The organism is Agrobacterium sp. K11, from assembly GCF_059429395.1.
In genome coordinates this window covers 187,024-200,547 of record NZ_JCAHRB010000003.1, presented here as the reverse complement: position 1 = coordinate 200,547, position 13,524 = coordinate 187,024, and the positions used below count along the sequence as shown (strand labels likewise).

The window sequence follows — 13,524 nt, the reverse complement described above, 5'->3', positions numbered from 1 at the left end:
CTATGAGCAAAAGATGCCCGTTCACCTTCTTTGCAGCTTGGATTTGAATTGTGACAACTTCTGCGCTAAGCCGGAATTGCCGGGTATCCGGGCTTGTGTTCTACTGGTTTCACGATGATTTCGCAGAAGGCAAAATATGCGCTGAGGGCGCTTCTTTCGCTGGCAAAGGCCGACGGCGGCTGTCCTGTGCAAATTTCCGATATTGCCCGCGAACAGGCCATTCCGAAAAAATTCCTTGAACAGATCCTTCTCGAAATGAAGAAGGAACGCATCGTCGAAAGCAGGCGCGGCAAGCAGGGCGGTTATTTACTGGCGCGCCCGGCTGCCGATATCACCTTCGGCGAGGTGCTGCGCCTCATCGACGGGCCGCTGGCTCCCTTGCCCTGCCTGTCGCAGACCGCCTATCGCCGGTGCGAGGATTGCGATGGCGAAAAGCAGTGCGAAATACGCCACGTCTTCGCCCGCGTGGCCGATGCCACCCGCAATATCCTTTTCAACACCACCGTTGCGGATGCCGTTTCAGGTGTGGAAGTGCCCGAACTTTTGACGGCCTGACGAAAAAATCGTCTAAAACACCTGAATATTTTTCGCCGTAACGCCAAAAAATCGTCAAAAATGTGAAACGGTTTTGCATTCAGCAAAGTTTTACACGACGCTTGTTGCGCCTTTCGCCTATGCTGCGCTGTATTTGTTGCCCGTGGAAACGCTCTCGGGAAACACTTTTTCGATCGTATTCGGCCTCATTGACCAACTCTACCGGTCCAGTAGAGTTAAGCCATCTTCATCAGGAGGGAATACCGATGTCCAAGCTTCTGTCCGGTTTGAGCGTTTTCGCTCTCGGTCTATCGCTGGCTCTGGGAGGTGTCGGCTCGGCTGCCGCGCAGACCAAGCTGCTTAACGTGTCCTATGATCCGACCCGCGAACTCTACAAGGATTTCAACGAAGCCTTCGCCAAGAAGTGGAAGGCCGATACCGGTGAGGATGTCACGATCCAGCAGTCGCATGGCGGCTCCGGCAAGCAGGCTCGCTCGGTCATCGACGGTCTGGAAGCCGATGTGGTGACGCTGGCGCTGCAGAGCGATATCGATGCCATCGTCCAGAATTCCGGCAAGATCAACAAGGACTGGCGCGGCCGCCTGCCGCATAATTCCTCGCCCTACACCTCCACCATCGTGTTCCTCGTCCGCAAGGGCAACCCGAAGGGGATCCATAACTGGGGCGATCTGGTAAAGGGCGACGTGCAGATCGTTACCCCGAACCCCAAGACCTCTGGTGGCGCACGCTGGAATTACCTTGCCGCCTGGGCATGGGCGAATGAAGAGTTCAAGGGCGACCAGGACAAGATCAAGGCCTATGTCGGCGAACTCTACAAGCGCGCTCCGGTGCTCGATACCGGTGCCCGCGGCTCCACGGTCACATTTGCGCAGCGCCAGATCGGCGACGTGCTGCTGGCCTGGGAAAACGAAGCCTATCTGGCCGGTCAGGAATTCGGCGCGGATGCCTTCGACATCATCGTGCCGCCGATCTCGATCCTCGCCGAGCCGCCGGTCGCCGTGGTTGACGCGAACGTCGACGCCAAGGGCACCCGCAAGGCGGCGGAAGCGTATCTGCAATATCTCTATTCCGACGAAGGTCAGAACATTGCGGCGAAGCACTTCTATCGTCCATCCAACCCCGCAGTTGTCTCCAAGGATCTGCTGAAGCAGCTGCCCGACATCAAGCTCGTCACCATCGACGATCCGCAGTTTGGCGGTTGGGCCAAGGCGCAGCCTGAACATTTCGGTGACGGCGGCATCTTCGACCAGATTTACAAGCCCGCCAAGTAAGCGGATGATGGGCTGAAGACAAATCCGCCCACCCCGCTTAAGGGAACTTGAAAAACGACAAATCGATCGACCGGACACCGTGCCGGTCGATCCTTTATAACAAGGCCGGGGAACACCGGCTCCCAGAAAGCATTTCCAGGAAAAGTGGACCCCGGTTTTCTGTCCGGAAATGTGCCAAACTAAAGATTATCCGGAGCGTTGATGAGCAATAATACATCCGGAAACAGGTGGAAGTGGCGTCAATCGAGCGTGATACCCGGCTTCGGCCTGACGTTCGGTTACACGGTCGCCTATCTGTTTCTCATCATTCTTATTCCGCTCGGCGGCCTCGTCTGGTCCACGGCGAAACTTGGTTTTGCAGATTTTATTGCGATCGCTGTCGATAGCCGTACGCTGAATGCGCTGCGCGTCAGTTTCGGCACCGCCTTCATCGCCGCACTGGTGAACGCTGTTTTTGGTGTCATCGTCGCCTGGGTTCTCACGCGGTATCGTTTTCCCGGCCGGCGTTTCGTTGATGCCATCGTGGATCTGCCCTTTGCCCTGCCGACGGCGGTTGCCGGCATCGCGCTCACCACGCTTTATGCCAATCGCGGCTGGGTTGGCTCGCTGTTCGAACCCTTCGGCATCAAGATCGCGTTTACGCCGACCGGTATCGTCATCGCGCTGATCTTCATCGGCCTGCCATTCGTGGTCCGCACCGTGCAGCCGGTCATGGAAGAAATAGACCGGCAGGTGGAGGAGGTGGCGGCAACGCTCGGCGCCAACCGTTTCCAGACAATCAGCCGAGTGCTGCTGCCAAGCCTCACGCCCGCCATCCTGACGGGCTTCGCACTCGCCTTCGCGCGCGGTATCGGAGAGTACGGCTCGGTCATCTTCATCGCCGGCAATATTCCCTACGTCTCGGAAATCGCACCGCTCCTCATCGTCATCCGGCTGGAGGAGTTCAATTATGCGGGCGCGACGGCCATCGCCACCATCATGCTGATCATTTCCTTCGCCATGCTGTTCCTCATCAATCTCATTCAGGCCTGGAGCCGCAAGAGGTACGGTTATGTCTGATGCTTCCCGCACCTCGTCCCGACCGTTCCGCGATCCCGCCAGCGAGAGCCTGCCTGCCCGGCTGGTGCTGATTGCCATTGCCTTCCTGTTCCTTGCGGCTTTCCTCGTGCTGCCGCTGGTATCGGTGTTCTTCGAAGCATTTCGCAAAGGCGCCGATGCCTTCTGGGAAGCGATCGTCGAGCCGGATGCACTCTCCGCCATCCGTCTGACACTGCTTGTCGCCGCCATTTCGGTGCCGCTCAACCTTATCTTCGGTGTCGCCGCCGCCTGGGCGATCGCGAAATTCGAGTTCAAGGGCAAGGCATTCCTGATAACGCTGATCGACCTGCCGTTCTCGATCTCGCCGGTCATATCGGGTCTGGTCTATGTCATCCTGTTCTCTTCGCACAGTGTGCTCGGGCCATGGCTGAAAAGTTACGGCATCGAAATCCTCTTTGCTGTTCCGGGCATCGTGCTTGCCACCATCTTCGTGACCTTTCCCTTCGTCGCGCGTGAACTGATCCCGCTGATGCAGGAGCAGGGCAATGGCGATGAGGAGGCGGCGATCTCGCTTGGCGCAACCGGCTGGCAGACCTTCTGGTATGTCACGCTGCCGAATATCAAATGGGGACTGCTGTACGGGGTGCTGCTCTGCAACGCCCGCGCCATGGGCGAGTTCGGCGCCGTCTCTGTCGTATCAGGCCATATTCGCGGCGAGACCAACACCATGCCGCTGCATGTCGAGATACTCTATAATGAGTACAATATCGGCGCGGCCTTCGCGGTGGCGACGCTGCTGGCCGGTCTGGCGCTCGTGACGCTCGTTCTCAAAACCATTCTCGAAATACGCTTTGGCGCGGGCAACGCAGCCGGCAAGCATTGAAAGGCATATTCATGGAAGTGAAAGTTTCCGGCATCACCAAGCAGTTTGATCGCTTTCCGGCGCTGAACGACGTGTCGCTCGACATTCGTTCCGGCGAGCTGATCGCGCTGCTCGGTCCCTCCGGTTCCGGCAAGACGACGCTGCTGCGCCTCATCGCCGGCCTGGAGCAGCCGACCCAAGGCCGCATCTTCTTTGGTGATGAGGATGCCTCGCACCGCTCGGTGCAGGAGCGCAATGTCGGTTTTGTGTTTCAGCACTACGCCCTGTTCCGCCACATGACGGTTGCCGACAACATCGCCTTCGGCCTGAAGGTGCGCCCTTCCGCCTCCCGCCCGCCGAAAGCGGAAATCCGCAGGCGAGTTTCGGAGCTTCTGGACATGGTGCATCTGACCGGCCTCGAAAAGCGTTACCCCACCCAGCTTTCCGGCGGCCAGCGTCAGCGCGTGGCACTTGCCCGCGCAGTTGCCATCGAGCCGAAGGTGCTGCTGCTCGATGAACCCTTCGGCGCACTCGATGCCAAGGTGCGCAAGGAACTGCGCCGCTGGCTGCGCGAGTTCCACGACCGCACGGGCCACACCACCGTCTTCGTTACCCACGATCAGGAAGAAGCACTGGAACTGGCCGACCGCGTCGTCGTCATGAGCCAGGGCAAGATCGAACAGGTCGGCACGGCGGATGACGTCTACGACACGCCCAATTCCCCCTTCGTCTTCTCCTTCATCGGCGAATCCTCCAGCCTGCCGGTGACGATCCGCGACGGCCAGGTGGTGTTTCAGGGCGAGAGCATCGGCGTCGCCGAAAGTGGCGCAGGTGAGGGCGAGCTGTTCTTCCGTCCGGAAGATGTGGTGCTGACCGACGAGAAAAACGCGCTTTACGGCAAGGTTACCACCTGTCGCCGCCTCGCCGGCACCCGCATCGCCGAAATCGACATCGCCAATGACGGCCATGACCCCTATCACCTCGAAATCGAGGTGCCGCTCAACGCCGCCGTGGCAGTAGGTGCCGAACTGCGGTTTCGTCCGACCCGGTGGAAGGTGTTTGGCAAGAAGTAGGGGAGATGCGGCTGCGATTGGCAGCTGGCGGTTGCGCCTATCCTAAGTTCCCCGTCATACCGGCCTTGAGCCGGTATCCAGCCAACCCAACTCCGTAGGTTGAAAAGAACCTTTCCGCCGCGCAGACGCGCGTCCGACGGATGTATAAGATGTCTGCAACGCTAGCGTACACACCGTCATTCCTGTGATCGTCACAGGTTGCCAGCCGGCGCGCGTCTGCGCGGCGGTGAAACTCCATTCAGCCCAAAGACTTGGTCTGGCTGGATCTCTGTGAAAAGCACAGAGATGAGGGAACCGGGTAAACGCGCCGATCATCCCAGAAACGGAAAAGGGTCGCCAGAGGCGACCCTTCCATGAGCTTGGTCCTGTTTACAGACCCGGGACTGTTTCTCAACGTTCCGAAGGCAAGAGGTTTTTACGCCGAGGGCTGCCCCGTCGAAAACCCACCCTTTCCATTGCCTGCACCAGAGACCGAAATCTCATTAGACATTGGATCACCTCCTTCCGATACGTTGAACATAACTAGAAGGTAGTACGATTCGTCATTAATGCAAGAGGTCTGATCAGGACACCCGCATCACGATCTTGCCAATATGATTGCTGGTTTCCATCAGCCGGTGGGCCTCCACAACTTCGTCCAGCGTGAAGACCTTGTTGATGACAGGCGCAACCTTGCCGCTTTCGATGAGTGGCCAGACCTGTTCGATAAGCTCATCACGGATGGCGCGTTTCTCGTCAGCGGTACGTGGCCGCATGGTGGAGCCGGTGACGGTCAGGCGTTTGACCATGATTGGCCGCAGATCAACCTTTTCAGCCACGGCGCCGCCCAGAAAGGCGATGATGGACAGACAGCCATCCTTGGCGAGTGCGGCAATGTTCTTTTCGAAATAGGCCGCACCGATCATGTCGAGAACCACATCGACACCCTTGCCATCGGTCTCGGCCTTGATGACGGCGGTGAAATCCTCGTCGCGGTAATTGATGGCCCGTTTGGCACCAAGCTTGACGCAGGCCTCGCATTTTTCCGCAGAACCCGCCGTCGCATAGACATCAGCGCCGAAGGCTTTGGCGAGCTGGATGGCGGTTGTGCCGATACCGCTGGTGCCGCCGTGGATGAGCACGCTTTCGCCTTCGGTCAGGCCCGCCATCTGGAAGAGGTTGGCCCAGACGGTGAAGAAGGTTTCCGGCAGCGCGGCGGCCTTGACGGCGTCGTACCCCTTGGGGAAGGGCAGGGCCTGCCCGGCCGGTACGGTGCAATATTGCGCATAACCGCCGCCATTGGCGAGCGCGCAGACCTTGTCGCCAGGTTTGAATTCGCTGACGCCTTCGCCGAGCGCCACCACTTCTCCGGCAATTTCGAGGCCGAGGATCGGGCTTGCGTCCTTCGGCGGCGGATAGGCGCCCTGCCTCTGCGCGACATCGGGGCGGTTGACGCCGGCCGCCTCGACCCTCACCAGGATTTCGCCTCTGGCGGGGGTTGGCAAAGGTGCTTGCGAAAGCTGCATCACCTCCGGGCCACCATGGGAGGGAAGGTCGATGAAGCGCATTTTTTCGGGCAGGGTCACATTTTCGGGCATGGCCAGGGGCAATTCCTCATTTGTCGGCGTTACCTGAAGATTTAGGACAGATGTACCGCTTAGGGAAGGAGGCCCTTTGTCGCTGATGTCATTTTGTCTCCCCGAACACCCGGATGACGAGGCCGCCTTCGTTTTCTTTCGCGGCTGTCTTGATGCCGGCGATCTCGCTGCCGATGCGCTCGGGATTGGCGATGATCAAACCTTTTGGCAATGTGAGAACGCCGATGGAGCAACGCAGCAGGGCAAAATCCCGCTCATTGCCGCGACGGTCCAGCCCGACCATGCGACCGGCCTGACGGTCCTCTGGCGAATAGAGTTCGGCCACTTCACCGTGAAAATCGCTGAGCAGCCGCTCGAGGATTTCCGTCAGTTCCTCCACCGCCCAGTCACGCACGCCGACGAAGAAGTCGTCGCCGCCGATATGGCCGAGAAAACAGTCGCCAGCGAAAAAGTAGCGACGCATCAGTGCGGAAAACAGGGTGATGGCGTGGTCGCCGGCATTGAAGCCGTATTTATCGTTGAAGGGTTTGAAATTGTCGAAATCGCAATAGCAGAAGAAACGGGTCTCATCGCCATCACCGCAGCTGTCGGCGATGAAGCCGCCGATGGCGTGGTTGCCCGGCAGCGCCGTCAGCGGGTTCTGGTCCTGCGCCATCTTGAGCTGTTTTTCATTGATGACCTTGATGAGCGATGCGGCTGAGACGATGCCGGCGTAACGCATGTTTTCGGTCAGGATGATGCAGGCGCTGCCGCCCATGCTGGCGAACATGTTCATCAGTTGATCGGCATCGGCGTCGAGACCCACGATCGGCGCAGGATCAACGAAGTGGGAAATGGTGCGCTCGTAGATCTTGTTCTTGAGGAGATCGCGCCCGAAAGGCCGGTAGATGTATTCCTTGAGGTGATATTCGTTGATGACGCCGCGCGGTTCGCCATTGGCGTTGAGCACCGGGAAAAACGCCTGCTGCGGGTTTCTGCGGAACAATTCGAAGACGCTGTCGACGCTGTCATGCTCATAGACGGTGGGAAGACGCTCTATTTCGCGACGGATGAGGATTTCGTCCAGCGACTGGCTGTTGCGCCGCGCCACGCCCACGCGGTTGAGGTGCGGAAAGCTCTCGGGAAGCTCGCTGGTGAAAACCGTCGGCCTGGCGATCAGCCAGCCCTGCACCAGATCGACGCCATATTCGCGGCAGGTGAGAAATTCCGCTTCGGTCTCGATGCCTTCCGCAATGACCCGGACGCCGAGAACATGAGCGATGTTGACGATGTTGCGCACGAGATGCTGCTTGCGCGGAAGATGATCGACACCGCTGATGAAATGTCGGTCGATCTTCAGGTAATCAAGCGGATAGTCGCATAAAAGCTTCATCTCGCCGTGACCGGCGCCGAAATCGTCGATCGCCAGCTTGAAACCTTCCTTGCGCATGCGGGCGATCAGCGCCTTGAACTCCGGCACGCTGGTATTGTCGAAACGTTCGGAAAGTTCAAAGCAGATGGAGGAGGCCGGAATGCCCGCCCGCGCCAGATGGCCAACGAGCTTGTCGAGAATGGCGTCCCCGTGCGGGATAAGCCTTACATCGAGATTGAGGAACAGGGTGGTGGTGGAAAAATCCGCCAGGGTGGAGAATTTAGCGAGCGCCCGGCTCGCCAGCATCTGCTCGAAGGTCTTCAGCTCGCCATCCTCGGCAGCCTGGTCGAGAAGCGCGAGCGGATTGGAAAACCCAAGCCGGTCATGGCCGCGCATCAGTGATTCATATCCGAAAATCGTGCCCGTCGTCGCCTCGACGATCGGCTGAAACGCGGTTTCAAGCACAAGCTTCGCCATGGGAAACATGTGCCCGGAGGCAAACCGCCTTATGACATCGTTCTCCAGCGTTACGGCCGGCATTTCTGTTCTCCGCTATTGCCAGTTCCCGTTGGTGGCATGACAAGTCAAATGCACACACGGGAACTTGTCTCTTTTCAGCAGACAATCGCAGATTACAGGTCAACAAAAGCTTTCACGACTGTGAAGCTTTAATGAAGGTTTTGTCACGGGCCCCTCAATAGCCAGGGGTATCCGGCAGGCCCTCAGGCCCGGCGCACATGGCCGGTGTGAGCGGCGTAAAGTTCCGCAACATTCAGGCGTTCGCGATCCGCCTCGACAGGTGCTGCAGCCTCTGTATCTGCGCCGGTTGCGGCAGCAGAGGCCGCCCATAGTCTCAGCGCGGCCCTTACGACCTCGCTGCCGGATGCGTAGGCGCCGCTATTCACGGCCTCGCGCATTCTTGCTGCCTGTTCCGGGGAAATCGATACTGTCACCATTGGCATGATATCACTCCCTTGTTCAACCGTTGCGAAGGCATCTCCGGTCCGTGTCGGGACCTGATTGGGATCGCGGTCTTGCGGGCGTTTTTTCAGTTTTCGTCTGGCGCCGCTTCCAGCGAAATTTGTATCACTCTGCATATTAGCACGAAACGTGTTCCATTCCCAATTTGCAGTATATCACGGTTTAGTTTTTCCCCTGTGAGCGGCTCCTCAGCATGGGAGCGGCTAGTCTTATCCGGCCTTGCCCGGTTTTCTTTGATCCATGGCAAATCAGCGACATGAAATGGCGCGTTTTTTATTGATTGATTGATCAATCAAGAATATTTTGCCCGCCATCAAGGAGACCCTTATGCCCAAGATCGGAATGGAGCCTTTGCGCCGCAAGGCGCTTGTAGATGCGGCGTTACGCACCATAGGCCACCATGGTTCGCTGAATGTGACAATGTCGGATATTGCCCGGGAAGCGGGCGTATCGCCGGCGCTTGCGCATCATTATTTCGGCAGCAAGCAGCAGCTTCTTCTGGAAACCATCCGCAGCCTGCTGCGGGATCTGAGGCGCGATGCGGTGGCGGCGCTGACCCGCGCCAATGGCCCGCGCGAACGGCTGAGCGCCATCGTTCACGTCTCTTTCCAGAGCGACCAGTTCACGCCCGAGACGGTGGCGGCATGGCTTGCCTTTTATGTCGAGGCGCAGCGCTCGGAAGAAACCCGCCGCCTGCTGGTGCTCTATTCCCGTCGCCTGCGCTCGAACCTCATGGCAAGCCTGAACCGGCTATGTCCACCCGATGACGCCGCGCGCATTGCGGAAGGGGCGGCAGCCCTTATCGACGGGCTGTATATCAGGCACAGCCTGCGTTCGGCCCCGCTTGGGCTCGCCTCAGCGCCGGCCCTTGTCGAAGACTATTTCGACTTGCAGCTCAAACCATATCCTGATGGACAGCGCCCGAAGCCGTCCGTCCGCATTCTCTAGGAGTATTCGACATGACTATCGCGACGTCTCTCAGGGCGCAGCCCAAAGCCTCGCATTTCATTGATGGCGACTATGTCGAAGACAATGCCGGCACGCTTTTCGAAAGCGTCTTTCCGGCCACCGGCGAAGTCATTGCAAGGCTGCATGCGGCAACGCCCGCGATTGTCGAGCGCGCCATTGCATCGGCCAAACGCGCCCAGAAGGACTGGGCGGCAATGAGCCCCATGGCGCGCGGGCGCATATTGAAACGCGCCGCCGATATCATGCGTGAACGCAACGAGGCGCTCTCCACGCTCGAAACGCTGGATACCGGCAAGCCGATCCAGGAAACCATTGTCGCCGATCCGACCTCGGGTGCCGATGCCTTCGAATTTTTCGGCGGTATCGCGCCTTCCGCGCTGAATGGCAACTACATCCCGCTCGGCGGCGATTTCGCCTATACCAAGCGCGTGCCGCTCGGCGTCTGTGTCGGCATCGGCGCATGGAACTATCCACAGCAGATCGCCTGCTGGAAGGCGGCCCCGGCGCTCGTTGCTGGCAACGCCATGGTCTTCAAGCCATCGGAAAACACCCCGCTCGGCGCTTTGAAGATCGCCGAAATCCTGATCGAGGCAGGGCTGCCCAAGGGCCTGTTCAACGTCATTCAGGGTGATCGCGATACCGGCCCGCTTCTGGTCAACCACCCGGATGTCGCCAAGGTCTCGCTCACCGGCTCGGTGCCCACCGGCCGCAAGGTGGCCGCCGCCGCCGCCGGGCATCTGAAGCACGTGACGATGGAACTCGGTGGCAAATCGCCGCTGATCGTGTTTGACGATGCCGATATCGAAAGCGCTGTCGGCGGCGCGATGCTCGGCAATTTCTATTCTTCCGGCCAGGTCTGCTCCAACGGTACCCGCGTTTTCGTGCAGAAAAAGGCAAAGGACCGCTTCCTCGAAAACCTGAAGCGCCGCACCGAGGCGATGATCCTCGGCGACCCCCTGGATTACGCCACCCATCTCGGCCCGCTGGTCTCCAAAGCCCAGCAGGAAAAGGTGCTTGGCTATATCGAAAAGGGCAAGGCGGAGGGTGCGACGCTGGTAACCGGCGGCGGCATTCCCAACAATGTTGCAGGCGAGGGCGCCTATGTGCAGCCGACCGTGTTTGCCGATGTGACCGATGACATGACCATCGCGCGCGAGGAAATCTTCGGCCCGGTCATGTGCGTGCTGGATTTCGATGATGAGGATGAGGTTCTGGCCCGCGCCAACGCCACCGAATTCGGCCTTGCCGGCGGCGTCTTCACCGCCGATCTCGCCCGCGCTCATCGCGTGGTCGACCAGCTGGAGGCGGGCACGCTGTGGATCAACACCTACAATCTCTGCCCGGTGGAAATCCCATTCGGCGGCTCCAAGCAGTCTGGTTTCGGGCGCGAGAATTCGGCGGCGGCGCTGGAGCATTATAGCGAGCTGAAGACGGTTTATGTGAGCACGGGGAAGGTGGACGCGCCTTATTGAGATTTGGTGGGGGGGGACCCCACCCTCAGCCCGTTAATCGGAACCAACGCTCATTGAAGAGAGAGCAAATCATGCACGCAGATTACGTCATCGTCGGTTCCGGTTCCGCAGGCTCCGCCATCGCCTATCGCCTGTCGGAAGACGGCCGTTATTCGGTGATTGTCATCGAGGCTGGCGGCTCGGATTTCGGGCCTTTCATCCAGATGCCGGCCGCACTGGCCTGGCCGATGAGTATGAAGCGCTACAATTGGGGCTATCTCTCCGAACCCGAACCGAACCTCGACAATCGCCGCATCACCGCCCCACGCGGCAAGGTCATCGGCGGTTCGTCCTCCATTAACGGCCTTGTTTACGTGCGCGGCCATGCCGAGGATTTCAACCGCTGGGAGGACCTGGGCGCGCATGGCTGGGCCTATGCGGATGTGCTGCCTTATTTCAAGCGCATGGAACACAGCCATGGCGGCGAAGAGGGGTGGCGCGGCACGGATGGGCCGCTGCATGTTCAGCGCGGGCCGGTCAGCAATCCGCTGTTCCACGCCTTCATTCAGGCTGGTGCGCAGGCAGGCTTCGAGCTGACAGACGACTATAACGGCTCCAAACAGGAAGGTTTCGGCCTGATGGAGCAGACCATCCATAATGGCCGCCGCTGGTCCGCCGCCAATGCCTATCTGAAGCCGGCGCTGAAGCGCGGTAATGTCACGCTGGTCAACGGCTTCGCCCGCAAGGTCGTCATCGAGAACGGCCGTGCCGTCGGCGTCGAAATCGAGCGCAGGGGCGGGGTGGAAACCATCAGGGCCGATCGTGAGGTCATCGTCTCGGCATCGTCTTTCAATTCGCCGAAATTGCTGATGCTTTCGGGCATCGGGCCTGCCGCTCATCTGAAGGACATGGGCATAGAGGTTAAGGCGGATCGGCCGGGTGTGGGCGCAAACCTTCAGGACCATATGGAGTTTTATTTCCAGCAGGTCTCCACCAAGCCGGTGTCGCTTTACTCCTGGCTGCCCTGGTTCTGGCAGGGGGTCGCGGGTGCGCAATGGCTGCTGTCGAAAGGCGGGTTAGGGGCCTCCAACCAGTTCGAGGCCTGCGCCTTCCTGCGTTCAGCGCCCGGCCTGAAACAGCCTGACATCCAGTACCATTTCCTGCCCGTCGCCATCTCCTATGATGGCAAGGCTGCTGCGAAAAGCCATGGTTTTCAGGCACATGTCGGCTACAACCTGTCGAAGTCGCGCGGCAATGTCACGCTGCGTTCCGCCGATCCGCATGACGACCCGGTCATCCGCTTCAACTATATGAGCCACCCGGAAGACTGGGAAAAATTCCGCCATTGCGTGCGCCTCACGCGCGAGATTTTCGGCCAGAAAGCCTTCGACGATTTTCGCGGGCCGGAAATCCAGCCGGGCGAAAAGGTGGAGACGGACGAACAGATCGACGCCTTCCTGCGCGAACATCTGGAAAGCGCCTATCACCCCTGCGGCACCTGCCGGATGGGCGACAGGAACGACCCCATGGCGGTCGTTGATCCCGAATGCCGGGTGATCGGCGTGGAGGGGCTGCGGGTCGCCGACAGCTCGATCTTCCCGCACGTGACCTATGGCAACCTGAACGGTCCGTCGATCATGACGGGCGAAAAGGCGGCGGACCACATCCTTGGCAAAACCCCGCTGCCGCGCTCCAATCAGGAGCCGTGGGTAAACCCGCGCGCGGCTGTCAGCGACCGGTGAGGATCAATGGTAATCGTCCTCGCGCTGGTGGCGAACGGCGGCAATGGTGACTGTTTCCGGGCCGTCGATGCGGAACAGCACGATATAGCCGGATGACCCGAACGGCACGAGGAGTTCACGTATCAGCCCGTTTTCAGAAGATGCCTTACGGCAACTGAAGGGAAAATCGCTGAGAATGTCTAATCCTGCTCTTATGGCGTGAATGGCCTTCTCGGCCACATCGATGTCGTATGCGATCAGAAAATCATAGATGCGATCGAAATCCGCCAGTGCTTCTTCGGTATAACGAAGCTGATATGTCATTTCCGTTTCGCGGCTTTCGCAGCATCGAGTTTTCTTTGCATCATCGAAAGAACATCGTCGGTGCTATAATAGACACCGGTTCGCTCCGCTTGTTCGAGCGACGCCAGCCCGCGCGCAATGAATTCCGCCTGCGATTTGCGGATTTCCACCTGCCTGCGGACCGAATCCTCGACAAATGACGATAGCGTCTCGCCGTCTTTCAGAACGCTTTCTGCCGCCTCGCGGAAATCCGCCGTTACACGCAGCGAAGGCAAAGTTGCGGTTTTCATCTTTTCTCTCCATGCGTTGCATTTGCGATGCGCAGCTTCTGCCATCTGTCGCAACGAGTCAAATGCAAAACTTGCAATCGCC

Annotated in this window: 13 protein-coding genes; 8 read left to right on the top strand and 5 right to left on the bottom strand. The window is 59.2% G+C overall.

The genetic code is table 11. The features are described 5' to 3' along the window. Window positions 1–114: 114 nt before the first annotated feature. From AC5SEO_RS06180 to AC5SEO_RS06160, 5 genes are all read left to right on the top strand, one after another. The gene (locus AC5SEO_RS06180; RefSeq protein ID WP_003511868.1) at window positions 115–555 is read left to right on the top strand and encodes an RrF2 family transcriptional regulator; all 441 of its coding nucleotides are present in this window, start codon (window positions 115–117) and stop codon (window positions 553–555) included. A gap of 245 nt (window positions 556–800) precedes the next feature. Next, the gene (locus AC5SEO_RS06175; RefSeq protein WP_003511869.1) at window positions 801–1,826 is read left to right on the top strand and encodes a sulfate ABC transporter substrate-binding protein; all 1,026 of its coding nucleotides are present in this window, start codon (window positions 801–803) and stop codon (window positions 1,824–1,826) included. Window positions 1,827–2,027: 201 nt separating this feature from the next. Further along, complete coding sequence (gene cysT, locus AC5SEO_RS06170) at window positions 2,028–2,885, top strand: sulfate ABC transporter permease subunit CysT (protein ID WP_112289586.1); 858 nt, start codon at window positions 2,028–2,030, stop codon at window positions 2,883–2,885. Next, window positions 2,878–3,747, top strand: coding sequence for a sulfate ABC transporter permease subunit CysW (gene cysW / locus AC5SEO_RS06165; protein ID WP_003511871.1), 870 nt, complete (start codon window positions 2,878–2,880; stop codon window positions 3,745–3,747). The genes cysT and cysW overlap by 8 nt, the downstream gene beginning before the upstream one ends. A gap of 11 nt (window positions 3,748–3,758) precedes the next feature. Then, window positions 3,759–4,799, top strand: a complete 1,041-nt coding sequence (locus AC5SEO_RS06160) for a sulfate/molybdate ABC transporter ATP-binding protein (RefSeq protein WP_174068060.1) — start codon at window positions 3,759–3,761, stop codon at window positions 4,797–4,799. 563 nt (window positions 4,800–5,362) lie between these two features. Here AC5SEO_RS06160 and AC5SEO_RS06155 read toward each other — a convergent pair. The 3 genes from AC5SEO_RS06155 to AC5SEO_RS06145 all read right to left on the bottom strand — a co-directional run bounded on the left by AC5SEO_RS06155 (window position 5,363) and on the right by AC5SEO_RS06145 (window position 8,689). Then, the gene (locus AC5SEO_RS06155) at window positions 5,363–6,376 is read right to left on the bottom strand and encodes an NAD(P)H-quinone oxidoreductase (protein ID WP_003511875.1); all 1,014 of its coding nucleotides are present in this window, start codon (window positions 6,374–6,376) and stop codon (window positions 5,363–5,365) included. An 88-nt stretch (window positions 6,377–6,464) separates the two neighbouring features. Then, window positions 6,465–8,267, bottom strand: coding sequence for a GGDEF domain-containing protein (locus AC5SEO_RS06150; RefSeq protein ID WP_495363804.1), 1,803 nt, complete (start codon window positions 8,265–8,267; stop codon window positions 6,465–6,467). Between the two features lie 182 nt (window positions 8,268–8,449). Next, window positions 8,450–8,689 (bottom strand): ribbon-helix-helix domain-containing protein, encoded by a 240-nt coding sequence (locus tag AC5SEO_RS06145; RefSeq protein WP_025592709.1) that lies wholly within the window; start codon window positions 8,687–8,689, stop codon window positions 8,450–8,452. A gap of 346 nt (window positions 8,690–9,035) precedes the next feature. Here AC5SEO_RS06145 and betI point away from each other — a divergent pair, with 346 nt between their 5' ends. The 3 genes from betI (at window position 9,036) to betA (ending at window position 12,870) form a co-directional block, all read left to right on the top strand. Then, window positions 9,036–9,656: a transcriptional regulator BetI gene (gene betI / locus AC5SEO_RS06140; RefSeq protein ID WP_003511878.1), complete on the top strand. Its 621-nt coding sequence runs from the start codon at window positions 9,036–9,038 to the stop codon at window positions 9,654–9,656. 11 nt (window positions 9,657–9,667) lie between these two features. Next, the gene (betB, locus tag AC5SEO_RS06135) at window positions 9,668–11,149 is read left to right on the top strand and encodes a betaine-aldehyde dehydrogenase (RefSeq protein WP_174068061.1); all 1,482 of its coding nucleotides are present in this window, start codon (window positions 9,668–9,670) and stop codon (window positions 11,147–11,149) included. A 71-nt stretch (window positions 11,150–11,220) separates the two neighbouring features. Continuing rightward, the gene (betA, locus tag AC5SEO_RS06130; RefSeq protein WP_174068062.1) at window positions 11,221–12,870 is read left to right on the top strand and encodes a choline dehydrogenase; all 1,650 of its coding nucleotides are present in this window, start codon (window positions 11,221–11,223) and stop codon (window positions 12,868–12,870) included. Between the two features lie 3 nt (window positions 12,871–12,873). On the opposite strand, the gene AC5SEO_RS06125 is transcribed toward betA, so the two are convergent. Next, complete coding sequence (locus tag AC5SEO_RS06125) at window positions 12,874–13,173, bottom strand: type II toxin-antitoxin system RelE/ParE family toxin (RefSeq protein ID WP_065661272.1); 300 nt, start codon at window positions 13,171–13,173, stop codon at window positions 12,874–12,876. Further along, entirely contained in the window at window positions 13,170–13,442 is a 273-nt protein-coding gene (locus AC5SEO_RS06120) for a YlcI/YnfO family protein (protein ID WP_003511882.1), read from the bottom strand. Before AC5SEO_RS06120 ends, AC5SEO_RS06125 begins: the two co-directional genes overlap by 4 nt. Between the last annotated feature and the right edge of the window lie 82 nt (window positions 13,443–13,524).